This is a genomic window from Vibrio variabilis (assembly GCF_003263785.1).
Lineage (GTDB): Bacteria > Pseudomonadota > Gammaproteobacteria > Enterobacterales > Vibrionaceae > Vibrio > Vibrio variabilis.
The window spans coordinates 1-25,950 of the sequence record NZ_JYJK01000055.1 but is presented as its reverse complement, the minus strand read 5'-3'; the positions used below and the strand labels follow the sequence as shown (position 1 = coordinate 25,950).

Sequence of the window (25,950 nt, the reverse complement as noted above, 5' to 3'; positions counted from 1 at the left end):
TTACTGGTTGAAATACCGTAGACAATGGCTTCGTGAGCTACTTGAACTAGATAAGAAGTTTAAGTCAGAAGGTCGAGAAATCGAGCTAATTACTCAGCCAGAATTGCACGCGATTCGCCAAGAGTGGATTCATGATCCAAACGAACCGGATTGGGATGACTCATTACCAACAATCTTCAGAGAAGTATACGGCTTCGATCTTGATTGGGTATACGACGACAACGCCAGCTTTGGTAAAGATGATGCACAGCTCATCTCAGAACTATGCCAAGATTTTGACGTTGAACCAGAGATGATTAAAAAGCTAATAGAGCTAGAAATCTCAATGGAAGGTTTGAGCCGCCGAAGCGGCATCACCAACAAAATTGCTTCACTATTGAAGCAGGATTGGGGGAGCTAGAAGACATCAAACAGAAACACTCTGCATTGCAAAGCAAAGCTGAGTTCGATGTCCACCAACAAGAAATCGAGCGATACAATCAGCAGCTTGCTGACATCGACAAACAGCTGCAAAAAGAGTTCTAACAAGCGATGCTAATTACAAAACTTACACTCAACAACTTCCGAGTATTTCGTGGTGTACACGAAATAGATCTGCGCCCAGCGCCTGCTAGGCTGAGTAAAAGCGGCCCTATTGAAGGCACCGAACGCCCTATAATCCTTTTCGGCGGTCTTAATGGCGCGGGTAAAACCTCCATTCTAACAGCAGTTCGATTAGCACTGTTTGGTCGTCAGTCTTTTAGCCAGTTACTATCAAATGGCGAGTATGTAGACGCGCTAAGTGAGCTCATTCACAAGGCTCTGGCCCTGGTGGTATTCGTGACGAAGCTTCAGTAGAACTTGAGTTCAAATACAGTCAAAACGGCGAGGAATCAACATACAAAGTGATTCGTGGCTGGAAGCGCGGCAAAAAAGACAGCTTGCTCCTAGAAAAAGATGGTGTTCAGATCCCAGAGCTTAGCTACGACCAATGCCAAGGCTTCTTAAATGAGCTAATCCCAACAGGTATCGCCGATCTCTTTTTCTTTGATGGTGAGAAGATCGCCGACCTAGCGGAAGATGAATCCGGTAGCGTATTGAAAACTGCCGTACGCCGACTGTTAGGATTAGATGTGATTGGTAAGCTGAAAAGCGACCTTAATATCTTTTTGAAGAAGCAAGGCTCTTCAGCACTCAACCAGTCTCTGAAAGAAGAGATGGACAAGCTTGATGAGCTACGCATTTCACATGAGCGCAATGCGGAAAAACTTCGTGGTGAAGCGGATATTGTCCACGCTCAGATTGAGCTCAAAACTGGTGATATTAGAGACTTAGAAAATAAACTGTCTCAAAATGGTGGAGCCTGGGCCAAGACTCGTGAAGAAGCACAAACCAAAGTCGATGCTCTTTTGAAAGAAAAAGTAGAACTCGAAAAACAGATCCGAATGGAGATGGAAACAAGCCTACCTTTCTCTCTAGCTCCAAAAGCTATGTCTAATCTGCTAAAGCAGATTCAGCGTGAACAAGAGATCAAGAAAAAGCAAAACTTTGGAAATGAGCTCGACGCTTTCCTAGAGACATTACGCACAAAATACCCAAGCTTTGATACTGAAATGGCTCAAGATGCTATTTCTGATAGCTTTAAGGCTCATGTCGGCGAAATGGGTACTGCGGAGCTATCACTAGACATCTCAGATAGACAAGCAGCGACCATCGACTTTCAGGTAAATACTCAGTCGCCTGAGTCTTTTTCTCGTTTTGATGAGGCCAGAAAACGCCTGAAAGTCGTTGAAGAAGAAATTGATAACGCCTCAGACAACATCGCTCGAGCGCCAGAGCAAGAGCTTGTACAGGGTTTATTTAGCGAAGTACGTGAATTAGATAAGGCTAAAGAGAAGCTAATTATCAAATATCATGACCTTCTAGAAGACGCGAAAAGAGAGCTTCGACAAGCGCTTGAAACAGCTCGCCAAATCCAGAAGTTGCATGACAAGCACAAAGACTCATCAAACAAGGATCAAAGTGTCGGCAACGCGCAAAACGCTATACTACTTCTTGACAAGTTTGGAGACCAATTGACTAAAGCGCGTGTAACTCAATTAGAACAAGAGTTTGTCCAATCATACAAAAAGCTCGCTCGTAAGGAAGACCTACAGCTCACTGCGTCGATTAATGCTAATACCTTTGATGTTGAGTTAATGGACGAGCATGGGATTAAAATTAATCGTAAAGCAATGTCGGCTGGTGAAAAGCAGATTTACGCAATTTCAATACTAGAAGCACTGGGTAAAACCTCTGGTCGCAAATTACCGATTATTATCGATACGCCACTAGGTCGTCTGGATTCACATCATAGAGACAAGCTAGTAGAGAACTATTTCCCTACCGCAAGTCATCAGGTTGTGATTCTCTCTACCGACACAGAGATCGATAAAAACTACGTAAACCTGATTGAAGATGATATTGCGCGTACTTACGAAATTAACTTTGATGGCGCGACCAAATCTTCAAAGCTAATCGAAGGTTATTTCTGGCGTGAGTCCGTTAAGGAGGCTGTGTAATGCTACCTAATCGTATGAACTTAACTCGTTCAACTGAAGAACAGTTAAAGAAACTCAAAGGGTATACTGGAATTACACCTAACGTGTCTGCTCGTATTGCCTTCTTTCGGTCTATCGAAAGTGACTTTCGTTATCAAGGTCAAGAAGCTAAGTTGGATGGCTCGCTTGTGCTAGATAAGTATACTTGGCTTGGTGAGGCTAGTGATGTGACGGAGTTGATGCTAAAGGTGTACTACCCAGAACTTGATTCTAAAGAGTATCAACAAGCTTGGGCAGCACATGTTGAAGATGGTATTGCGTCACTTAGAAATCATAAATCTCTATTAGATTTCAGTCAGACTGCTTAACTGGAATCCGATAACTTACAATGAAGGTGGTCATAAACCACCTTTATTTGTATTAGTTCCGACTAGATCTGACACTTCAATTTGAAAAGAAGAGAGTTACCCACTTTGATTAAAGGTGCTGAATCCGTAATCAAAGACAATAAGAGGTAACTCTCATGCTTCATACTAGCAACCCAATCATCAAACACAAAGCTGGCCTTCTCAATCTTGCAGAAGAACTCGGTAATGTATCAAAAGCCTGCAAGGTCATGGGCGTATCAAGAGACACTTTCTATCGTTATCAAGAGTTAGTTGAAACTGGTGGTATCGATGCTCTGATTAATCAAAGCCGTAGAACACCAAATCTGAAGAATCGAGTCGATAGTGAAACTGAACAAGCCGTTCTCAAGTACGCCATCGACTTCCCTGCACATGGTCAAGTCAGAACAAGCAATGAACTGCGTAAACTTGGTGTGTTTATCTCTCCTAGTGGCGTTCGCTCAATCTGGCTTCGCAATGACCTAGAGAACTTTAAAAAACGCCTTGTTGCTCTGGAGAAACAGGTCGCAGAGAACGGCATCATATTAACCGAGGAGCAAGTCGCAGCCCTTGAGCGCAAAAAGCATGATGATGAGGCGTGTGGTGAGATAGAAACAGCGCACCCAGGTTATCTCGGCTCTCAAGATACGTTCTATGTTGGCAACTTGAAAGGTGTTGGGCGCATCTACCAGCAAACCTTCGTTGACACCTATAGCAAGGTCGCCTTCGCTAAGCTCTACACAACCAAAACACCGATCACCGCTGCTGATATGTTGAATGATAAGGTTCTACCGTTCTTCGAGGCTCAGGAGCTACCAATGCTCAGAATCTTAACTGACCGAGGAACTGAATACTGCGGTCGAGTCGAGCAGCATGATTATCAGCTCTACTTAGCGATCAACGATATCGACCACACTAAGACCAAAGCCATGTCGCCACAAACAAACGGTATCTGCGAACGCTTCCACAAAACCATATTGAACGAGTTCTACCAAGTGACGTTCAGAAAGAAACTGTATGGTTCGATCGAAGAGTTACAAAAAGATCTGGACGAATGGATGGACTACTACAACAATCATCGTACTCATCAAGGAAAAATGTGCTGCGGCCGAACGCCAATAGAGACATTAGAGGATGGGAAATCAATCTGGGCTGAAAAGAATCTAGCCCAGATATAATCTGACAGGCACCGAGTCGAAAAGTGGGTAACTGTCATATCAGGTCTGAATTAGTACACTTTATTTACTTCTGCTTCTGACTCAATTTATTAGATAACTCTTTAAATATTTGGCTACTGGATTTAGACACAGCATCGAAACTACTAAAATATTCTTCATCAACCTCTAAAGCACTTAGCTTATCTTCAAAAAAATCAGCTGGTAATTCAAAATCAAAGTCTAATTCCGACTTATTTAAGCTAGATTGAAGTATAAAACCTAACAATCGAAACATAGCAATCAATCCAACCGTTTTGTTGAGGACTGAATCACTTCTCTCCTTATCCCAACTACGTGGCCAAACATTTTCAATAGCTTTAAAGTAGTTAAATACTACTTTCATGATAACTTCATCCTTGTCATCAGAAAAAGCCTTCCTAAAAACAAACTTATGGAGGCTTTCTTTGTCCATATTTGGCAAGTCCTTGGTTCTAAACCCTAAGAATCCCTTATCTTTACCCATTATAATATTGCGATCTGCTTGTGCATTTGGACTGATCAACTTGACTAAATTCTCAACGAATGCAGCCTGAGTTAAAGGTTCTGGTTCTTTCGTATAAGTTTTAACACCTAGACGCTTTATTCTTCGGTAAAAAGGTGAATTTTTATTGCTGTTCAAATACACAGCAATACTATGCCCTGTTTTCCATGGGCTTCTAGTCTCAGCTAACGACTCTAAGTCATATACCAAACTTTTATTTACTTTGGTTTGATTTTGATTGACCATCGAAAATATTTTCGCTTGAACGGACATGTCAGCCTTGACAAATATAGTAACTAAGAGTTCAAACTCCTTTTCTTTTCCTTCAAAATCGAGGTACGAGTAATTACTTTCGTCAAAACCAGCTAATCGATGTTGACCATCGAGTATCTTGCAATGTTGCCAACCTCACTCTTACTGTATGAAATGACAAGCCTACCATTCTCCCAAACTATATGTTCTTCGTTAATCGCTACAATGATCGAATTTGGAAATGTAGCGTCGATAGTTGATATGTAAGAATGAATATCTTTTACTCTATCTTTTTTAAGAGGCCGCTGAATTCCTAAATATTTTTCTACCCCTCGCTCTTCATTTTCTAAGCGTCTAACATCAGAATATGAGATCCCCATTAAATCCCGGGCAGTCATTTTTCCGTAGAAGAACTCTCCGATGGGCTGTTCAATTTTAATTGCATCTATGCTAATTTTAGGCATCTCTAGTCACCTCATCATATTTTTTCGTAGCTTCTGCTTCCTGGTCAACAAACGCCCTCTTGGGATCTTTAGGGATATACGTCACTCTATAGGTACAGTAGTACCATGAAACCAACGTAGTCGCTATTATTGACCAGTCGACCGTTGTAGGTAGCGTTAGAGTTTCATCACCAAAATTGAATATTCCTCGGTCAATAAAGCCAGCAAATGTCATCGCCCCATAAAACAGGAGTAAAAACTAAAGAGTAGAATGAATTTATACACAATATTCATCTCCCCGCTTTTCGTAAACTCATGGGTCAAAGTGAGTATAAAAAACTGAGCTAAGAATGCTGGCGTATATACAAAAACGGAACCCTCGCGTAAGTCCGAGATCAGTATATCAATCCAATTTATACTTTGTGACCCCTCTGACATAGCTTCTAATATCGCCGGCAGAAGTGAAAAAAACAATGTAATTACTAGCTGGATACTGGTTCGTATATGGCACTGAACAGAGGGTTTCAGGCTCTGGAACCAAGAGCTTAACATCATCTTTATTTTATTAGGTACAACCTTCTTCCACAAAAAGAACACTATTAGTGAAATAGCAATTAGCAAGATAGTACATATTAAATACACATTCATCTACTTTCCTTGTATGCAGGCAGACAATATTTAATCTTTTAAATACAGTAAGTTAAGAGATTAACACAGGACTAGTCTTCCACCAACTGAAAATGAAGGATTAGTTCAAATGTATGCTATAACTTAGTCTATCTAATACGCCATATAGACGTATTAGATAGCTCCAGCGTAACTATAGCTCCCAAAATGCCCTATCACGCATCTTAACAATCCTCTTAGCCCCATCAATGTACAAGCTATAATGTTTCTCAAGCTTATTGATTGTTTCCATTAGCTTCTCTTGTTCTGCCTTCTCATTCACACCAAACATCGCTTTAAGCTCTTGAGACTTAATCTTGGCAACACGGTGGATAACCCAAGTCAGTACATAGCTTGAATAGTCATTCTCACCAGTTTGGAAGTGGGTAATATCCTGCGTAGACAGAACGACGCCTACGCCATACTCTCGACCTTCCTTCAAGATCTTGCGAAGGCTTGGGAAGTTTTGAGACATGAAGTTATCAGCCTCATCAACCAGAATCATCTTAGTGATCTGGCGGAAATCGCCTTGTACTTCTGGTTTACCTTTCTTCTGCATTTGCGAGTAGAAAAGGTCTAGAGTTAGCGCGACGACTAGGTTTTGAATCTCAGAAGGATAACCTGCAAGCTCAACTACTCGAATGCCATCAACCAGATCGTACAAGCTCAGGCACTTACTGTTGTCGTCTTCGAAGATCTCCAGTTCGTAGAGACTTTCTAACGCAGCGTAGAGTGAATCTTCATCTGGCTCTGTTTCGATGAACAGTGCCCACACGTCTGCAATCGTTGGGGCGGGTTTGCTCCATGTGCTTGGGTCTGCCTTGCGGATGCCTGCAAGCTCATACGCCTCTCCTACCAGTTTGCGAAGTCGCAGCTGTTGCTTCTGGCCAAGGTTAAACGCTTTGCCCATTGTTTCTGAGAAGCCACGCGCTGTATGCACTGGCAGCATTGGCGTGTCACCAAACAGGCTCAATGGATTATATGGCAGCTTGTGAAGATTGAACTTCTTACCATTCGTCGCGTCTTGGAACTTGTCGTCAACGTAGTCAGACTTGTAGTCGAAGATGAGAATACCAATTGGCGCACCATTCACGTTGTCGGCTTGGTTACGATGCAGCTGAGTAATCACTGACTTGGTGAACTGCGTTTTACCCGTACCCATAGTGCCAATAATGCCTGTATTGGTATTCATAAACTTGGCAGTATTGGTTGGCTCCCAGTTTAACGGTGCTTGAGTAACCGCGTTGTGTCCAAAGAGTACGTTAAGGTTGTGTCCTGAAGCAGTGGTCTCAACCGTCTCTGGTTCTTTAACAGACTCGGACTCTTCTTGAACTTCTGGCTCAGGTGTTGTCTCAGCTGGCATCACTTCTGGTGAAACGTCGTTTACTTCCATCATACTCTCTTGCTGATGATGAGCCTCAACAGCCTCAGCTTCAGTTGCTCCGCCTAAGATGTACTTTTCAGGTACTTGGAACGTGCCGATATCCTTGAACACATCAAGCATCGGTTTTGCCACCAATCTAGGCAATAGATCCATTGGCAGATCGACTCTTAGGATACCGTCCATTAATTGATAGTCAGGTCCAAAGCATGTACTGCTTTCAAGATGACTTACAACAAAGCCATCTGGGTAGTTGGCAATTTTGGCCATCTCATAGTCGCCGACCAACCATTGCTCTTTGCTGTCGAGCAAGTCATTGAAGTAGTTCTCTTCAAAGACACTGTATAGACGGTACTTGTCGACTTGCATCAACACTTGGCGCATGAACAAGCTTCTATAAAGTTTGCCTGCTAAGGTGTCGCTGCCCAGTAGATCTTCACTTAGGTAACGCAAGAGCTCTTTCGACTGCTGTACTGCTTTGTTGTAGTTTGGTACTGCGCCTGTTTTTACTTCGACTGGCAGCAAATACATTTGCTGGTCTTTGAAACCAACAAGCAGCACATCATCAGAAATCGCACCTTTTTTGTAGCCTTGCACGTTGCGAGAGAACTCACTGTCAGACATTTTAAGGCCGATGTTTCCAGATACACGAATCATCTCCGCCACTGAAAGTGGTACCCAAGTAATATCCGAATCGTGAACAAGGCTTGTGACAAACTTATATGCACCGATAACACCCTTGCGCTCTTTATTGATAGTCGCTGGGCACGTCATCATTTTGAGTAACCAATCACCGTTGAAAGCGTTGAACTCGTTGATCTGACCACCATCACCTTGCTGCACCACTTTTTCGAACAAGCCACGCTGAGCCGTCACGGTGATAGCATCATAGCTTGATGAGCTGGTGTACTGATCCGAATAGTGGATAAGCACAACATCTTCGTTACTGTGGAAGAAGTCTAGGGTCACTTTAGGGTCAATGATCGTTGTCCAAATAGAGCTATCGTACGAGCGCTCTAGTAGATCTTTAAAGTCTTCACTGACGGCCAAAGCCACACCATTCGCACCCAAATATTGAGTGTTAGGCTTCAATGCCGGCTGCACAAGTGAACCCACATAACGTGCCATTTTTAGGTGCGGTTGGTCACTATATGTCGCGCCTTTCAGTCCAAAGCCAGTGAAGTAAGAGCCAGCTTTGCTCTCAGAAGCTTCACCAGTAAGTAGACCATCGCAAGCGACACCAGACGCCATTTCATCAATTGCAACCGTCGTGCAATCGACTTTGTCGTTGTTTCTGAAGAAGGTTAGGTGTGCATAGGCTTGCCCACCCTCTTTGTCGTTGGTGAACTTGCTGTAAGTCAGGCGAGTACGCAGGATGTCGATAATGGTATCGGCGACTTCACGGACTTTACCTTTGTTAAGCTCAAGCCATTCGGCGATCTCAACCATACCGTCTGCTTCTGCAAAACGGTCAAAGGCGTTGAAGGTCAGTTCATCGTCGTACAGGTTGACGTGAATGGATGCAGCTTTGTCTTGGTGCGTACGAATGTAGTCCACCAGCCCCATGAACAGCTCTTCTGCGTTGTCTTGGTTTACTGCGTTTACGATAATGCTTTTTTCTGAGCCTTCAAACAGCTGACTGAATGCTGTTTGGAACTCGTCGATCTTCTCTTTGACCAGTTTGCGAACAAACGCTAGAGAGCTTTTTTCCTGCGGTACACTCTTAATCCAGAACGCGTTTTCTCTTACCTGTTGGTTGTATGAGAACTCATGTTTTGGATGGTAAACGTAAGGAAGCAGTCCTTTTGGTGACAGGCGCTCAAATGTAACGTCTGGCAAGTCTGCAAAACTGTTGTCTGCTGTCATCGCTTTGCGAAGACTTGAGTAATAAGCCAATACCAGCGGATGGAATGGTGAGATGTACTCCTCGCCTTCACGCTGAACTAAGCCTACTTGCAGTGCTTGCTTTTGCTCTTTACTCAGCATTGTCCCCGTTGGGATCGCCTCAAAGAACGTTAAATAAGCACTTACGATATCTTCTACAATCGCTGCGTATTCCTCACCCCACGAACACAGTGATGGTGTAGTACGTCGCTCTTCTAAGTAGCTAAAGAGTGCTTGGTAACTCTGATGTAGGTTTGAATCAATCTTTTCCAAATCAGCTAGAGTAAGCGACTTGGAGTCACTAAGAGCAATCAGTTTTTCTGCTACGAACTCTTGCTCCCATTTAAGAAGCTTTAGTCTTACGCCTGGTACTGTGAACTCGCTGTTATCGAGTGCGACCTTGCCTTTCTGTGCGTAGAACTCACCGTTGTACTCGTCTTTAAACAGCTTGGAATAGCGATCACGGTTAAGCAGCAATGGTAAGCTCAATGAGTCCGTCGCCACTGCACCTTCAACATTAAACGTCAAAGAATTTTCGCCTGACTTAACTACGAAGTCGATTTCATCTGCTTCGTTGGCTAGGGCTTCAAAATCAACTGTTTGATACTCAACACAATCAACGATTTGTTTCGCATCGGTCAGCGTCGCTACATCACCGTCGTTTTCACGGATAACAAGCTTGTTCTCTTCTGTGTTGAGGGTCAAACGCTTCTTGCTGTGCTCTACGAGGAATATGCTTTTGAAAGGCTCGATATGGAATTCGCCTTTGCGCACTACCAAACAGCGGAAGTTGTGAACTTCAGATTTGTTTTCACGCTTGAGTGCCAAGTTAAAGAACAGCGGTTCATGACGATACGTTGCTTTTAGTGTCGCCGACGAAGTCTTAAAGCTGTTGAGTGTCGTAATGACTTCTTCTTTGTTTAGCGCTTTTGCTGGTTGAACTTTGAACTGGCTTTTCTCTAGTTTGCTTGCGCCTTGAAATACCAATTTCAGCTCGAAGTCATTCACACCTTCATCTAGCTCAATAATCAGATGACGGTCTCTCAAGCCTGCCTTGGTCTCAGAGCGGTTGCGGCCTGTAATGTGCATTCCTTCACTCGCAACTTCTTGCTCAAGTGCAAGCTGCTGCTGCGAGTTACGCTTGCGCTCTTGAAGGTAGGCTTCAAACTCGACATCCTTCCAACCTTCACTGTCATCAAAGTGCTTGTCGATAAACTTTTCACCGAAAGATTTGAGTCTATCTTGAAGTTGATCGTTGAAGTGTTCTACTTCGAAGGACAACTCTTCATATAGAGCGCGGTTTTCTTCTAAACGCTTTTTGATCTGCTTAGGATTACCGCTCATCTCAACAACCAGTGGATCCTCAAACATGCCCAGTTCGTTGAAGCGCAAATCACCATCTTCTACGGCTTTGTATAGTGACTCAAAACCGAACATGGTTGCACCATCTTCTAGGATGGAATCAAACTGGTCATCCAATAAGCACTGGGATACATCTTTGGCACTGTCTTGCTCATCGATAAGGCCGTTTAAGGCATCTTTGATTTTTGCAGGGCTCCATACCTGACCTGGCTGCGCGAGATCTTCTGCTGAGTTAATCAACGTATCGAGTAGGCTGTTATGAATGACAACTAAAGCACACCCTTTTAGATAGCCAGACTGACCAGCCACCTCATCTCTCAAGTGGGAAATATAGTTTTCGGTGAATCCTTCAACTTCTTCAGGGTTCTCACTATGGATAACGGGTACAACTTTACACTTGCCTGTTTGTAGAAACGGCAGAGACACGCCGTTTGAAGCATCAATCTCACCTTGCTTATGTTTAAGCATTGCTTCATAAAGGCGTTGGCTGTTGTCACCATCAGGAGATTTAAACTGATAGCGGAAACCTGCCTCGATGTGTGTTTCTGCGTCTGCTAGAAACTGTTCGACTAGAAAGGTCTCAAATGGTTTTACGGACATATACTGCGTCTCCACTATCACTCATGCGCTCTACGTTACCAATGCGCTCATAGAATTTAATTAGTTCTTGCTCTGTTTGCTTGTCCACGGATACACCACGCAATTTAAACTCGGTGATCAACTCGTGGAAACGGAGTTTGTCCTTTTCTCCAACGACTAAGTTCGTCAACAGAATGATGAAATTCTGATTGAGTACCAGTACTCGACCAGAGCGGCCACGACTTTGAATAAAATGGGGCGCTAAGGCTTTTTCAATTTCCACCACATAGCGCTTGTTAATATTAAAGCGTTCACCCTTTGCAAACTGCGCCATTGCAAGCTTCATTATGTTTGCAATCCAATCTATTGCATCGTCACTTTCTAGCAATGCGGTATCGAGTTTCCTTTGAGAACGGAATGCTTTAGCGAAGTTCTCAAGTTGTGGCACTAAGTACTCATGATTGGAGTTTTCGATTAGCTTTGCTATCTGCCATAGTGGGATCTTCTGAGCCTCTTTTTTTCCCGCTTCAGGCTGAAGCATCTCGAGCATCGTGAGCATTGGGAACAATCGACGAGCTGACTCATTGAACAGCTTGTAGCCATGATTTTTAATGTGGCTACGTTCATTACTGGCACGCTCGTGATCCATGATGAAATAGAGCGGTTTAGGTTTTGGCGCGTCTCCTGAGCGCCAGTCGGTAATCGCTAAACTCAGTTGTGCTGTATAGGTGAACGCATAGAACGACAAAAACTGGTTTATCTCGCTTAGCAGATACTTGGGACGAGATGCCAGAAACTTGAAGTCTTTGCTAAAAGCAGTAGATAGATACGGCAGATAAGGTTGCTCTTTGGCTACCATAGAGCTGTCGCTCTTCATCTGTTCGCGTAGCGTCACTAGCATTTGTTGTTCAATAAAGTTCAATTTAGCATCAAACTCATCAACGCGGAGACCATACAAAAGGTTACTGAACATAGTGGCAATTCTAAGGTCACTTTGTTTGTATTGATCTTTCTGAGCTCGGAACAAAAGCAGCTCTGGGCTCACGGAGAAGATGTCTCTGTTATCAAAGTACATCGCTTTTAGCACATCCCAAAACTCTTCCTCACCAAGCTTTTCTTGGAAGGCTTCCCTGCAGTCTTCCACAAATTGGTCGTAGCTATAGTTCTCGATTTTTTTACGAAGAAGCCCACGTAGTACAAGGCCGATAACGGCTTCCCACTCAAACTCATTACCTTTAGTTCTAATTGGGATGTAACTGTTAAGGCTGTTTTTGTTTGGTACCTGCTCTGCTGTTTGCGGCAAGTTTGGGTTAAACGGTGTTGCGAATTTATCTGTCGTCATCTTACATACCACTCACTTCAAAGTACTCGTTGTCTTCATTTACGATCTTGTATCGCTTGTCCTTTTTGAGGATGAAGAGAGTGTCTTTTTCGTTAGCTACAGCTATAAATTGTTCTAAGACTTCATCAAGTAGTAGTACCGCATTTTTGTCGTGCTTATTTGGTCTGTAACCTGATTGATTTTTTCTAGTAGCTCTAGCAGGTTGATACTTATCGGCATTGGTGATAACTCTTTGCCATCAACTTGAATGTAGGCATCAAATACACCAATTTTTGCGGTTCCAATTTTTAACAGTCCGTCAAAATTTGGCTTCACTTCTAGCTCTACAGCAGTCTTAAATCCATTGTACTCGGAGATAAAATACGCATCTTTATCGAGAGTTGGTGAGTTACGGTTCCGGTAACGGTGGATCGCTGAAATCAGGGTGTCACGATAAAACTTGTTTAGTAGTTTTCTTTGGCCTGCTGAACCATCAAAATCTCTATGAAGAAGCCACACTTCGGCGTAATGATTAACTAAGGAGTTTTCAAAGTCAGCTTTGAGACTTTCAGTGTAATCGTTGCTGTACTCTTGTTCATCTTTTAGCAGATAAACCAGTCGCAGGTATGACATCGCAGAGTCAACGTCATACACACCAATGCTCTTCACTTTGTCTTTTACTTCGGTGAAGCCTTGTTCTTCAATACCTAGGCCAAACTGAAGGACAAATTCGTCTACTTGTCTTGTGTGTATATTGCTCGGGTCGAACGCTTGAATATGTTCAAGCAGTTCATTGTCGGCACCAGAGAAGAGGTTATCGAATAGGTAACCATCCATAGCCAAGATTTGAAATACAAAATCCAGTAGCGCACGAGCAGTCAAGAACTGATCTTTGATTAACCTTGCTTTGAGCAGCAAAGAGATGATGTTCTTTTGGACAGAAGGCAAAGAGAGCAGTGCGAAGTTTGCCGTCAGAGTCGTGTGACCATTGTGCTGCACGTCATTTTGGTAAGACGCAAAAAATGGGTTATTTAGGTCGGCTTCTGTTAGTCGAGCGAGAAACTTAGCCGCAAAGTCTGATGTCGACCCTTCATGGTCAAGCGTAAACTTAGGATACTGCTCAAAGTCCAAGAACGTATGATTACTCGCAATGTCTTGTTTGCGATTCTCCAGAAACGCAGAGATAGAGCGTTTAATGTCATTATTTTCAACACTTCCCTCTTCCGCATAGTTGCCCAGCATACCAATGTTAATACCAACGATTAGTGGTTTGGTATTGCCTTTGAAATCGGTAAAACGCTCATCCAAGGCTTGGATCGCAGTCTGAGAAGGATCGAAGCTATGCGTAGCATCAAGGTGAAAATCATGGGTTGCTTTGTGCTTTTGGCTGTATCGGGTCAATATCTCCGATTTACCATCACCACTACTACCACATAGAAATACAATGTCCCTTGCTCTAGCACTGGTCAGTGCCTTGTAAAAATCTGTCTCGATGTCCGTTTCGATGTATATGTGTTCTTTGTACGTTGCCAATACATCTTCGGTACTGCGTTCCGTGCTTACTGCGTACGGTGAAGATTTGGACAATATGCTGAGTGCTTGGATAAATTTCAATTTCTATTCCACTTTCGACAAATTACCAGCTAATTGATTAAAGCTAGAGCCTAACAAAGTACATTGCTGCCTAATAGTTCGGGTCACAAAATAACAGTACGAGTGATTATATATTCGCCACCATTAACCTATGCGAAACTTAATCATCATACTTTGTTTTCATATAGTGCAAAGATCAGTTCTATTAAAGTATGAGTTAACGTGCACATTATTTGTTTTGAGTGTGCGGCACGTCAATGTTTAAATTAGGGAGTGTATTAACCAATCGGGCTAATTTAAGAAATGCAATTACGTTAGAATTTAGGCACAAAAAAAGACGTCCTAAGACGTCTTTTTTCAAGAATTTGGCGGTGAGTGAGAGATTCGAACTCTCGATACGTTGCCGTATACACACTTTCCAGGCGTGCTCCTTCAGCCACTCGGACAACTCACCGTATTTTGATTTGGTTAGCGCTCTTGGCTAACGGGGTGGTAATTTAATGATTCCGCCCCGCTTGGTCAACCCTAAAAGGGAAAAAAGGTGCGCTTTTTTAATTGTTTGCTTACTTTGTGATTAATTCGATCAAATGATCGGCAAATCATACGCTTTGGTAGTAGCCCGGTACTCGGAACCAGCGGCGGCATAGGTCTAGGAAGTAGCCGTATAGGACTCCCATTCCGCAAGACACAATCGCATTACTTGATACTGCGGTAATGATTTGGTCTGTTGATGCACCAACCGTAAACAAAATTGCGGCGTAGACAGGTGATTGGAACGCGACGTACGCGACCAAATCCGAGAACGCTTTCATAGAGCCAGAAGGCGATACTTTCGCGCCCTGGCGCAGTGCCCAGTCACGGAACACACCATATGGCCATGCGATGGCGATGTTAACAGGGATCGACAACAAACGTGATGCCAATGACTGTTCGAAGGTCATGCCAGAGACAAGCACTTCAATCAACATACCAGACACAAAACAGAACACGACCATAGCAAAGGTATCAGCGGCCGCGTTACGAATACAGAAAGGAGCTTTCGGTTTCACTTACAATCTCACAGGACAATAAACTAACATAAAATCGAATATCGACTCATCTGACTGGATATTTACCATCATCCAGATAACGGCGCTATTAGAACACCATTTTAGTAGATTTACCTACCGTATTTTAAATCTAAAGGTAAATTTATCACCAATTTTGGCGTTAAAAGTAGTCGAACTCGCTATTTGTTGTAGTTTAATTACAAACACAACCCTAAAGCCCCTTTCATCAGGGAGTTAGCGTTCTATTTTTGTAGGTTAATGACAGTATGAAGCGTGATATGTGAACGGTTTACCGATCACTATTACTACTTGGTGAGTTGATTAGGTTGAGAGGTCTACTTTTCGTAATCCGGTCGCCAAATGGGCGACCGATTAGGGAGGCTATTTGGAAGCGCTTTATTTGGAAACGCCTAGAGAAGTGACATTGCTGCCTTTGCGGCCGCTGAACTGGAATAGTTTATTGGCGAACTGATAAAGCGCATCGTCGAGAATGCGTTCATCAATCGGCTTGCCGACTATAAAGTCTGCGCCGGCTCCCATCATGCGCTCGCGGGTCTCTTTGAATACATCAGCGGTGCAGCCGAAGATGAGGGTATCTTTTTCTTTGCCTGGCATATTGCGAATGCCGGCAATGGCTTCCACGCCATCCATCACAGGCATGTGGTTATCCATTAAGATCAAGTCGTAGCTTTGGGTTGCCACGGCTTTTAACGCTTCTTCACCATTGACCACGGAATAGGTAATGAAGCCTTTACGCTTCATAAAGGTTTCTATAATGATGGTGTTGGTGCGATTGTCTTCAACAATCAGTGCTTTTAGGCCACGGTAGTCAAGGTTACGCTCTATGTGAACATCCAGCGGTTTTGGTTTACAACTGGCGAGCCTCACCGTGACTTCAAACTCAGAGCCGATGCCTTCTTGGCTGGTGAGTTTGATGTCTCCGCCCATCACAAGCGCAATTTCTTTCACAATAGCAAGCCCTAGCCCTGTACCGCCAAAACGGCGAGTGGTGCTCGACTCGGCCTGTTCAAAAGGTTTAAAGATGCGTGCTTGGGCTTCTGGAGCAATGCCGATCCCCGTATCTTTCACCCGAATAGTTAAGGTGTTTTTCTCCACTCCAACTTTTTCTGATAGGTACACCTCAATGTTGCCCTGTGAGGTAAACTTCACAGCGTTATTTAGCAAGTTAAACAGTATCTGGCGCAGGCGTGCTTTGTCGCTTGGTACCAGCGCTCGTCCTCAATATCGGAATATACGCTGAACTTCAGGCCCTTTTCGTTACACAAGGTGTGATAGACACTGTGCATACTGCCAATAATGGAATTGAGTGGGAACGGATGGCTATCAAGCTCAATATGGCCTTGCTCAATTTTGGAGTAATCGAGGATCTCATTGAGTAGCGACATCATATGATCGCCAGAATCATACAGCGTTTTCAGGTGCTTTCTCTGCTCTACCGATAGATCGGTTTTAAGCAATATCTGCGCGGTGCCCAGTACGCCATTCATTGGGGTGCGGATCTCATGTGAAAGCGTTGCGAGGAACGCGGTTTTGGCTTTGGTGGAGGCTTGCGCCTTCATGCGCTCTTGGTCTAGGTAAATCGTTTTTTGGTTAAAACTGTCAATTAGGTAGCGGATCTCGTCTGGGCTTCGGTAGTTAATATCGATGCTGCCGCCATGGCGTGATTCATCCACCTCTTTAGCAATGATCGCAATCGGCTTGATGAGGTATTGGTTGATGAGGTAGTAGCCAAACATCAAACACAGCAGCATAACCGGGACGATACCTAACTCGACACTCTTTACGATGTCCGCTACTTCATCGGCCACCAGCCTTCTGGCGTTAACGACTTCCAGACTCCAATTAAACTCACCAAAACTGAGCTGGCTAATGTAGATGTCGCGCTCAACCCTAAAGTTGTGCTCGGTAATGACTTGCTGATTGGCATCTCGAACGATCACTCCGAGATCGTGCTCTCTCGCTTTGCTTTTTACAAAACCAATCAGATTTTCTAGCGACAAATCGACCGTAGCAACACCAGCGAAGATACCGTCAAAATAATAAGGCGCGGAGGCGGTGATCATTTGAACGTGAGTGTATGGGTCAACATAAACCTCAGACCAACTGATGGTATTACTTGGTTTATCTTTTACCGAGGTATACCAAGGCTCTATATGGTACCCCGCAGTTTGAGGGTTATTCCACAAGTCGATTTTATCGACCTCACCTGTGCTGGTGCGGTTGTAGAACAAGCTAGAGAGCTTAACATTGGGGTCAATGGAATACGGTTCGGGCCAGATACCACCACTCACTGCAATACCGTCGTTCAGCTTAAAGACTTGGCGCAGGGCTCTGTCCAGTGATTGGCGATCACTAATGGTCTCTCCCATGGCCGCAATACTTTTTAATACACCAAGGGAGCTGTGTAGCGGCTCAGAAATCTCTGCGGCAAGGAATTCACTTCGAATATCAAGGTTTTGTTCTAGCTTGGCACGAACGGGCGATTCCACTACCCAATAGGTAATACTGCCGAAGATGGCGATAAACACGGCCAGGTACACGGCGAGTGCAATAATGCTTTTCTTTTTTAGCGACTCTTTGATAACCGATTTTTGTAGAACCATAGCGGGAGAAGACTTCCTTTCTTCGTGTGCATGAACTGCATCTTATTGAGATGTCTCGTTACTTCAGTATAGCTATAGGTAATTGAAGCCTAGCTTGTTACTATACTCAAGATATTCATAATTCAGCCCTAACGGTAAAGCATTTTGGAACTAAAAGACATACTTTCCCTTCCTGAGCTAGAAGGAAAACTACTCAATAACGCGCAAACTCAAGGCTTCGTCACTTCTATGGCATCGGCTCCACACACCTTGCCACCAGAAGAATGGCTACCGTTTTTGTGGGGCGGTGAAGAAGTTGCGCCGTTTACCTCAGGCGAGCAACTAGAAGACTACGCTCAAGCAGTGATTACGCTTTGGAATCAATATCGTCCTGCGCTGTTAGATGGCGAATGGCAATGGCCAGAAGGTTGCGGTTTGGATGAAGAAGAGATCGTTACTCAAGAAACCAAAGACTTCTGTGAAGGCGTGCTACAAGGCTGGCAGCTGGCTCGCGATGACTGGGAAACATTGATGCCTGAGAACAGTGAAGATAACGCCCTACTTGGCGGCGTACTGCTTTCACTAAGCATGCTGTACGATCCTGAAACTTCGATTGCGACGCTGCAAGCACAAGGTATTGAAGGTCTAGAGCAGTTCAATGAAATCTATGCCGCTATGCCAGTGATGCTATGTGGCATCACGCAAAAAGGCGCTGTTTTAGCAGAGAACCAGTAAGTAGCAGACCATCAATCTTTGGTTGACCAGCTATCGTTAGCCAACAGTATTGATAATCAAAACGCCCTCACGATAGTGAGGGCGTTTTTATATTAGAAAGCTTCAGTAAAGTTGAAGTAGAAGCTGAGCCGTGGCGACCCATGCCGAGATCGAGTCTGATATTCATTCTCGGCTGCAGTTCATAACGATACCCTACCCCATAGGAGACAATGGCATGCCCAGTCAAATCGTCCATTGAGTTGCCTACAGAGCCAACACCTGCCCACGCTGTCATACCATGGTTTGATAGTACGCCAGAGTCACGACGAAACGTATGGCGATACTCAGCAGTCACCTCAGCGGTAACTTTGTCGCGATATTGCCCTTGGTAGTAACCGCGCATGGAACTCGCACCACCGATTTCTGGCATGTCATAATACGGCACCTCACCGAACGCTTGCTGATATTGAGCAAGCAGCGCGATCACTTTGCCTTCCGCCACGCTATGGAAAGTACGATACTCCATATCAAGTTTTTGATATTCCGCCTGACTACCTAGTGCCTCACTGTATAGCAGCACTTCACTGCGAAACAACGAACCACTCCATGGGTTCACGGCCACGTCACGGCTATCGTATTGCAGACTCGCGCCTAAACCCCAGGTAAATGGCTTGTCTTTAAAGGTGTTAAAGTTCTCATCCATAAAGGCCGCTTCGGGCTCTGAAGTTGGGCTGTAGTAATTCAGTTTTACAGCAGGCCCTGCGAACCATTTGCCGGTTAAGCGATAGATGAGGTTGCCTTTGTAGTTGTTCTCGATAGCGGAGTATTTTGTTACCTCACCGAACTCAAAGTCGTTCGCTGCGTCATAACCAATCCCCCAATAGTGCTTGCTCTGAGAGCCAAGATTAAAGTTGCCCTTGAACTGAACATCGTTGTTGTTCCAATACAGCTCATGATGGCCACTTAGGCCATAGCCCACTTCGGAATCACCATAGTTACCAATCAAGAACGCCGATAAACTCGAGCGCTGCAGCGCACTTTGCGCGCGATCAGTCTTGAACGAGTACAACCCGCCTAAGGCAACCAATAGTCCTTGTTCAGGGGTATAAGCAGGCCCTCCAAGAAAGCTAAACATAGGTAGGCCATTGATTTCTTGATAGTACTTTTTAGCGTACTTCAAATCGCTCACGGCCTTGCTGTTGGCATCTTGTTTCGCTTGGTCATCCCCATGGTCTTGGGACTTGAGGTCGTCGATGGCATTTTGGTACTCATCGACTCGTGCATTGGCTTTATCGATGTCGCTCTCGAACACCATGTCCTCTTTAGAGGTTGGCAGGGAGTGAGGAGCATTGGAAGCTTCTAGGTTAGCCGCATAAGCCGCCGAGCTGGACACAAGTGCAGCAACCAAAGAAACCGACAACAAACGAACGCGCATGGACAAGGACACCTTAATCAACAGAATGAATTTGGTGAATGAACGTTCATTCACTAAATTCATAAAACGCGCGCATAATATACAGTATGAATACTCGTATCAATAAATGTTTTGTATGGTATCGATTACGTAATGTTGTCGTAAGAAGAAGCCTGCAAACAAAGCCTGTATTGGCGGGCTATATCGACTCCCACTGGAAAGAATCAATCCGCTCATCGGCGATATAAAACAGTTTAGTACCGGACTCAATCTCCAGATCGAGCTGAGGATTAAGGACTATACCCTGCCCCACATCGACTGCGATCAGCGTGGCTTGGTATTCCGCTTTCATCCATTGGAACAGCGCATTGACGTTGGTCGCTTTAGCGGATTTTGGGTACTGAACAGAATATTGGGTCATCCCACGAGTTGAACTAAGAAGCTCTTGATGAAGCGCACTTGAGCCTGGGTCGACTGCGGCTTTGGCAAGCATTTCGGCGCCCACAGCGGGAATACACTCAGAGTTCGGGCAGTGTTGGTGAAGTAGGTCGCTCAGCGCTTCATCTTTAAAATAGACCAATAGATGCGCCTTAGGATTGCGGTTGGCACAGTAAAGCGCGGCAGATAAGGTGATGTCGTCTTCTGGATTGTCGATAAGAATGCAGCTGGCGGACTCGATATTGGTCTTTTCCATCTCGCGACCATCGGTATAGCTGTTGACTTTAACAAACGAAATTTCCCCAGGCAGCGGGTTTTCTATATCAGAACGGCTACAGAGCACAATCGGTCTTCTGCCCGTCTCTTCATGCTGTAGCATTCGAATAAGGTGAATCGTACGCTGACCATTCCAGCCTAACATCAAAATATGGTTATCCACTCTTACCTTCCTTTTTCCCAACTGACCTGCGCGCCAAGACTCCAAACCTAACGCTGCTATTCGGCCAAGCAGCGCGGCAAACAACATTAGCCCACCAGGGATAACAAATAATATTGCGACCCATCGACCGGCCTCTGTGGTTGGCGAGAGATCGCCGTAACCCACGGTCGATGCCGTCACGACAATAAAATAAAGAAACTGTGAAATAGGCTTTGTGAGCTCTGTTTCACCACTCAGAGACAACAGCCCCCAAGACACAACCAAATAGAGCAGTAGCGCCGTCATCAAAGTTCGAAATTTGAGTTCAAACAAATGGCTGTGTAACCACTTGCGAAGCTGGATCCAAATAACCACGTGATTCCTTGTGAACGTTTTGTAATAAGCATATACGAAAAAACCAGTCCGAAGACTGGTTTTTAGTTATTAATGTGAATGAATCAGCGAGTTACGCGTTGCCTTTCACTTTAATTTGTAGCTGTTCAGCAAAATCAAGCATGCGGTTTAGCGGGATCAGTGATTTCACGCGAAGCGCTTCATCAACAAAGATCTCGTGCTCTTCACCACCATCACGTAGTGCTTTCTCAATCGCTTTTAGACCGTTCATTGCCATCCAAGGACAGTGTGCACAGCTGCGACACGTCGCGCCGTTACCTGCCGTTGGTGCTTCGATGAGCTCTTTTTCTGGCACGAGCTGCTGCATCTTAAAGAAGATGCCTTTGTCAGTGGCCACGATAAGCTGCTTATTCGGTCGCTCTTTCGCCGCTTTGATAAGTTGGCTCGTTGAGCCAACGGCGTCCGCTAGGTCAACAACACTTGCTGGCGATTCTGGGTGTACCAAGATTGCTGCATCTGGGTAGACTGACTTCATGTCTTTCAGAGCTTTTGATGAAAACTCGTCATGAACGATACACTCACCTTGCCATAGAAGCATGTCAGCGCCAGTTTGGTTGGCTATGTAAGAACCTAGGTGACGGTCTGGACCCCAAATAATTGGCTTGTCTTCAGCATCAAGGTGCTCAACAATTTCCAGCGCGATACTAGAAGTCACCACCCAATCAGCACGTGCCTTAACAGCAGCCGATGTGTTGGCGTAAACCACCACTGTGTGGTCTGGGTGCGCGTCACAGAATTCAGAGAACTTATCGGCTGGACAGCCAAGGTCAAGTGAGCACTCTGCTTCCAGTGTTGGCATTAGGATGCGTTTTTCTGGCGTTAGGATCTTCGCGGACTCGCCCATGAAGCGAACACCAGCAATGATCAACGTTGATGCGTCGTGACGGTTACCAAATTTCGCCATTTCTAGCGAGTCACCCACAAATCCACCGGTCTCTTCTGCAAGAGCTTGGATCTCTGGATCGGTGTAATAGTGTGCAATCAGAACCGCGTCTTTTTGTTTTAATAGCGATTTGATGCTTGCGATGTACTGCTGCTTCTCGTCATCAGATAACGGAACAGGCTTAGGGGGAAACGGATATACCGTATCAATTGAGTCTAAGATGTGGCTCATAGCGGTTGCTCTATGCTACTTCCAAATAGTCCGAGCATTGTACACGGATATTATTGATAGAACAAAGGCACTAGGGCAGGAATCGACCAAAGTTGAATAGAAAGTGGCCTGAACAGGCTGTGGAGGAGATAGTTTGGGAATTAAGCGGCTCACTTAATCCCCAAATCACTTTACTGCAAATTAGACTGAGCAACCTTGGCAGAAGAACTGCCTGGGTATTCGCTGATCACTTGCTCGTAATATTTCTTAGCTTCGTCTGCTTTGTTGCCGCGTTTGGCAATGTCACCCAATTTCACTAGAGCGTCCGCTCGTTTGTTGGATTTTGCAAAACCGAGTACTGCCTTAAAGCTCTTTTCTGCTTCTGCGTCTTGACGCTTAGCAAAGTACAGCTGCCCTAGCCAATAATGGCTGTTTGGCATAAAGGTCGATTCTGGGAAGTCCGTCTGGAACTGTTTGAAGGCTTCAATCGCGCCTGTGTAGTCGCGCTTTTTCAAGATCAAGTCGACCGCATTTTGATAAGCGGTTTGCTCATCCACATTGGTGGTGAACTTGCCTTCTGGCTGCGCCTTGTCTGTGGCGACAGGCACCGCGACTGCCGCTGCACTTTTTTGTGAGCGAAGCTTGTCGATTTCAATAAACAGTTCACGTTGACGCTGAAGCATTTGCTCCATGTCGTAAGTATTGCGTTCTAGCTGACCGCGCAGTGTGGCGATTTCTTGTGCCATCTCATCCAGTTGCTGCTGCATTTGCAGTTGCACTCGATTGCGGTTTTGCAATAGGCGCTCTAGGCGCTGAACGTCGGTTTCGTTAGCAGCAGATGCTGCAGTAATGGAGGCAGCAGTTGCCGAAGAAGATGTTGCGCTCAAGTCGGTAACCGGTGCTTTCGCAGCAAGCGCTGAGCTTGCCATTCCGGCTAGTAACGTAAGCGTAACAGCGCGCTTAATGTTACTTGTCATAAAGGTAGGATCCTTAATGGCCGAGCCCTAAAACGACAATGTTGCAGCGCGAACGCTGCAACATGTTCAATCTTGGGCAGATTGGATTAGTAAACTAGAACTGCGCGACGGTTTTTCGCGTACACGTCTTCAGATTGACCTAGTACTAGTGGTTTCTCTTCACCGTAACTAACGATAGAGATTTGGTCAGCTTGTACGCCAAGTGCTTGGATGTACTTAGCCACCGCTTGTGCACGACGCTCGCCTAGTGCGATGTTGTACTCAGGCGTACCGCGCTCATCTGCGTGACCTTCGATAGTCACTTGTAGTGACGCATCTTTGCTTAGGTATGCTGCGTGTGCTGCAAGCATGTCTTCGTAGTCACCCGCGATAGTCGAGTTATCGAATGCAAAGTAAATCGTTTGGTTTTCACGAAGTGCTTTTTCTTTTAGCTCTTGCTCTGTTAGCTGTGCATTCTCATCAATTGGTGTCGCAACAGTCGTTGTTTCTTGTTGCGTTTGGTTGTTTGTCTCTGCACCTGTTGATGACGCAGCGTCGTCGCTTGAGCTACACGCCGTCATTGCAAGAACTGGCAGTGCGATTAGCAACCCCTTAAAAACTTTGTTTAATTGCATTGTTATTTCCTTAACCTAAAAAATTTAATTGCTATAAAAACGGTGACCATGCCGGGGCTCTTACGCGCCCATTTGTAGCCGGTAATCTAGCTTTAAATCGCCCATCAATAGATACCATCGAAAGGACGTTAGTTTTGTTATAGATGGAACTGTATATCACCATGCCACCATTTGGTGCGATGCTTGGTGATTCATCGAGCAGTGTTTTGGTGAGGATCTGTACCGATCCGGTTTCTAGATCTTGTTTTGCAAGATTGAATCCAGAGTTGGAACGATTCACCATTACGAGGTAACGACCATCAGGGGTGATCTGCCCACCGAGGTTTTGGCTACCCTGCCACGTGATACGCTTGGTTTTGCCATCAGACAAATTTACTTCATAAATCTGAGGGTTACCACCCCTATCCGAAGTAAAAATAAGGGAATTACCGTCTGGTTTCCAGAACGGTTCTGTATTATTTGATCGGCCACGAGTAATTTGACGCAGTTTTCTGGTTTCCAGATTTAGCTATATACATGCAGTTGCCCAGTCTTCGACAAGGTGATTGCGAGAGACTTCCCATCTGGAGAGAATCTTGGCGCACCATTGTGACGAGGAAATGACGTTACCTTCTCACGCTTACCTGTGTAGATATTCATGATGAAGATTTCTGCTTGTCCATTTTGGAAGCTCACGTAAGCGAGCTGCTTACCATCTGGCGACCAAGCTGGTGACATCAATGGCTGCTTCGAGCGAAGTACCATTTTCTCGTTGTAACCGTCGTAGTCTGCAATGCGCATTTGGTATGGGTACGCATCTTTATCGTTAACCACCACGTACGCAATCCGAGTCAAGAATGCACCGCGCTCGCCCGTTAGCTCTTCATAAACGAGATCAGAAATACGGTGTGCATATTCACGAAGACGCTGGCCTGGAACCGTCGCTTTCTTCTTAAATAGGATATGGTCGTTAGACAGTACCAATTGGCCATCTTCACTCAGTGCTTTCGACTGACCACCGGTAAGCTGGCCACGAACGACGTCTACGAGCTGATAGCTCACTTCGTAGTTCCCTTCGGCATTTTTAACGATAGTGCCCGTTAGCAGCGAATCAACGCCAAGGCTTGTCCACGCTTCAAAGTTAATTGCTGATGCGTCGTAAGGCGTTTGCGGCATCTTGCTGGTTGCAACCGGGCTAAACTTACCACTGCGCTGCAAATCAGAGGCAATCACTGCAGAGACATCATGTGGCAATTTGCCCTCGCCTTCCCATTTGAAAGGCACAATGGCAATCGGTCTTGCTGAGTCGATACCATCGGTGATAACAAGTTCTAATGCGGCGTTGGCAGTTTGAGTTGCAAAACTCATGACCATTGCCATTCCTAGTAATATTCGCTTAATCACAGGTGTTTCCTTATAACTGTGGCTTATATGTCAAGTTAATGTTCTTTAGCTGAGCATTAACTTCAGGAAATTCGGATAAGGGAAACGACCCCACTTGTGTGATGGCACTTTTAGTGGCATTACACAAGCGAGCGTCCCCCTCTAAGACTTTTACGGTTCCTGCAATCGCGCCGCTGCCGCGGGGATCAGTTGCAGATTTACACGGCACTCTTTACCGCGAAAGCTGGAGTCGGTGAGAATATGCTGCTGGATAAGCTGCTTGTAGATCTCACCCATTTTGGCCAGTTCAATATCCACCTGACTGGAACGAGCCGCAGAGTTACTCGCGGCTTCACTTTCTAGTCCTGAAAAAATATCGTTCAGCGCTGCCTCTTGCTCTTTTCGCTCACGCTCAATTTGCTCAAGACGTTCTTTTTCTATTCGTGCTTTTTCAGCCGCTTCCGCCGCGGCTTTTTCCTTGGCGATGCGTTCTTGCTCGGCACGCTCTGCGGCCTCGCGTTCACGCTGGGCTTTTTCTTGCGCTTCTTTCACTGCACGCTCTTTTTCAAGGCGCTCTTGTTCAGCTTTGGCAATCGCCGCTTCTTCTGCAATGCGTTTTTTCTCTGCGATACGAATCGCTTCTTCTTTCGCTTTACGCTCAGCCTCGGCTTTTTCGGCACGCTCTTTTTCGATCTTGCGACGCTTTTCGGCTTCGCGAGCGGCTTTGAGCATCTTTCGCTTGCTGCTCTTTTCAGCTTTACGAATGCGCT

General features: G+C 45.0%; 15 protein-coding genes, 1 tRNA gene and 5 pseudogenes. 6 read left to right on the top strand and 15 right to left on the bottom strand.

What is annotated here, in order from left to right; all coding sequences use genetic code 11:
* From TZ48_RS07970 to TZ48_RS07955, 5 genes and pseudogenes are all read left to right on the top strand, one after another.
* Nucleotides 1–525 (top strand): annotated as a pseudogene (locus tag TZ48_RS07970) (DNA phosphorothioation system sulfurtransferase DndC); the annotation flags it as partial.
* Nucleotides 526–531: 6 nt separating this feature from the next.
* Entirely contained in the window at nucleotides 532–837 is a 306-nt protein-coding gene (locus tag TZ48_RS24860) for an AAA family ATPase (RefSeq protein ID WP_239670745.1), read from the top strand.
* A complete protein-coding gene (dndD, locus tag TZ48_RS07965; protein WP_239670747.1) occupies nucleotides 816–2,540 on the top strand; it encodes a DNA sulfur modification protein DndD in 1,725 nt (574 codons plus the stop codon). The genes TZ48_RS24860 and dndD overlap by 22 nt, the downstream gene beginning before the upstream one ends.
* Complete coding sequence (gene dndE / locus TZ48_RS07960; protein WP_112478803.1) at nucleotides 2,540–2,887, top strand: DNA sulfur modification protein DndE; 348 nt, start codon at nucleotides 2,540–2,542, stop codon at nucleotides 2,885–2,887. Before dndD ends, dndE begins: the two co-directional genes overlap by 1 nt.
* A gap of 155 nt (nucleotides 2,888–3,042) precedes the next feature.
* Nucleotides 3,043–4,083 (top strand): IS481 family transposase, encoded by a 1,041-nt coding sequence (locus TZ48_RS07955; RefSeq protein WP_112478802.1) that lies wholly within the window; start codon nucleotides 3,043–3,045, stop codon nucleotides 4,081–4,083.
* Between the two features lie 64 nt (nucleotides 4,084–4,147).
* Here TZ48_RS07955 and TZ48_RS07950 read toward each other — a convergent pair whose 3' ends face one another.
* The 8 genes and pseudogenes from TZ48_RS07950 to TZ48_RS07905 all read right to left on the bottom strand — a co-directional run bounded on the left by TZ48_RS07950 (nucleotide 4,148) and on the right by TZ48_RS07905 (nucleotide 17,757).
* Nucleotides 4,148–4,993 carry a DGQHR domain-containing protein gene (locus TZ48_RS07950; protein ID WP_112478801.1) on the bottom strand — a complete coding sequence of 282 codons (846 nt, stop codon included), beginning with the start codon at nucleotides 4,991–4,993 and terminating at the stop codon, nucleotides 4,148–4,150.
* Complete coding sequence (locus TZ48_RS25785) at nucleotides 4,969–5,319, bottom strand: DGQHR domain-containing protein (RefSeq protein ID WP_112478800.1); 351 nt, start codon at nucleotides 5,317–5,319, stop codon at nucleotides 4,969–4,971. The genes TZ48_RS07950 and TZ48_RS25785 overlap by 25 nt, the downstream gene beginning before the upstream one ends.
* A gap of 799 nt (nucleotides 5,320–6,118) precedes the next feature.
* On the bottom strand, nucleotides 6,119–11,191 hold the full coding sequence (dptH, locus tag TZ48_RS07930; protein ID WP_112478797.1) for a DNA phosphorothioation-dependent restriction protein DptH: 5,073 nt from the start codon (nucleotides 11,189–11,191) through the stop codon (nucleotides 6,119–6,121).
* Entirely contained in the window at nucleotides 11,172–12,512 is a 1,341-nt protein-coding gene (dptG, locus tag TZ48_RS07925; RefSeq protein WP_112478796.1) for a DNA phosphorothioation-dependent restriction protein DptG, read from the bottom strand. The genes dptH and dptG overlap by 20 nt, the downstream gene beginning before the upstream one ends.
* A 1-nt stretch (nucleotide 12,513) precedes the next feature.
* A pseudogene (gene dptF / locus TZ48_RS07920) lies at nucleotides 12,514–13,961 on the bottom strand (DNA phosphorothioation-dependent restriction protein DptF).
* 489 nt (nucleotides 13,962–14,450) lie between these two features.
* Nucleotides 14,451–14,538 (bottom strand) — tRNA-Ser (locus tag TZ48_RS07915).
* 145 nt (nucleotides 14,539–14,683) lie between these two features.
* On the bottom strand, nucleotides 14,684–15,133 hold the full coding sequence (locus tag TZ48_RS07910) for an L-alanine exporter AlaE (RefSeq protein ID WP_112478795.1): 450 nt from the start codon (nucleotides 15,131–15,133) through the stop codon (nucleotides 14,684–14,686).
* Between the two features lie 396 nt (nucleotides 15,134–15,529).
* Nucleotides 15,530–17,757, bottom strand: a pseudogene (locus TZ48_RS07905) (hybrid sensor histidine kinase/response regulator).
* A gap of 144 nt (nucleotides 17,758–17,901) precedes the next feature.
* Between TZ48_RS07905 and TZ48_RS07900 the strand changes: the two are divergent.
* Complete coding sequence (locus TZ48_RS07900) at nucleotides 17,902–18,471, top strand: UPF0149 family protein (RefSeq protein WP_112460508.1); 570 nt, start codon at nucleotides 17,902–17,904, stop codon at nucleotides 18,469–18,471.
* Nucleotides 18,472–18,538: 67 nt separating this feature from the next.
* Here TZ48_RS07900 and TZ48_RS07895 read toward each other — a convergent pair whose 3' ends face one another.
* The 7 genes and pseudogenes from TZ48_RS07895 to tolA all read right to left on the bottom strand — a co-directional run.
* Entirely contained in the window at nucleotides 18,539–19,885 is a 1,347-nt protein-coding gene (locus TZ48_RS07895) for a BamA/TamA family outer membrane protein (protein WP_162674519.1), read from the bottom strand.
* 178 nt (nucleotides 19,886–20,063) lie between these two features.
* On the bottom strand, nucleotides 20,064–21,053 hold the full coding sequence (locus TZ48_RS07890) for a potassium channel family protein (RefSeq protein ID WP_420822924.1): 990 nt from the start codon (nucleotides 21,051–21,053) through the stop codon (nucleotides 20,064–20,066).
* Between the two features lie 133 nt (nucleotides 21,054–21,186).
* On the bottom strand, nucleotides 21,187–22,248 hold the full coding sequence (gene nadA / locus TZ48_RS07885) for a quinolinate synthase NadA (RefSeq protein ID WP_112478792.1): 1,062 nt from the start codon (nucleotides 22,246–22,248) through the stop codon (nucleotides 21,187–21,189).
* Nucleotides 22,249–22,418: 170 nt separating this feature from the next.
* The gene (gene ybgF / locus TZ48_RS07880; RefSeq protein ID WP_112478791.1) at nucleotides 22,419–23,204 is read right to left on the bottom strand and encodes a tol-pal system protein YbgF; all 786 of its coding nucleotides are present in this window, start codon (nucleotides 23,202–23,204) and stop codon (nucleotides 22,419–22,421) included.
* Nucleotides 23,205–23,290: 86 nt separating this feature from the next.
* Entirely contained in the window at nucleotides 23,291–23,818 is a 528-nt protein-coding gene (gene pal, locus TZ48_RS07875) for a peptidoglycan-associated lipoprotein Pal (protein WP_112478790.1), read from the bottom strand.
* Nucleotides 23,819–23,849: 31 nt separating this feature from the next.
* A pseudogene (gene tolB / locus TZ48_RS07870) lies at nucleotides 23,850–25,177 on the bottom strand (Tol-Pal system beta propeller repeat protein TolB).
* Between the two features lie 34 nt (nucleotides 25,178–25,211).
* Nucleotides 25,212–25,931, bottom strand: a pseudogene (tolA, locus tag TZ48_RS07865) (cell envelope integrity protein TolA); the annotation flags it as partial.
* Between the last annotated feature and the right edge of the window lie 19 nt (nucleotides 25,932–25,950).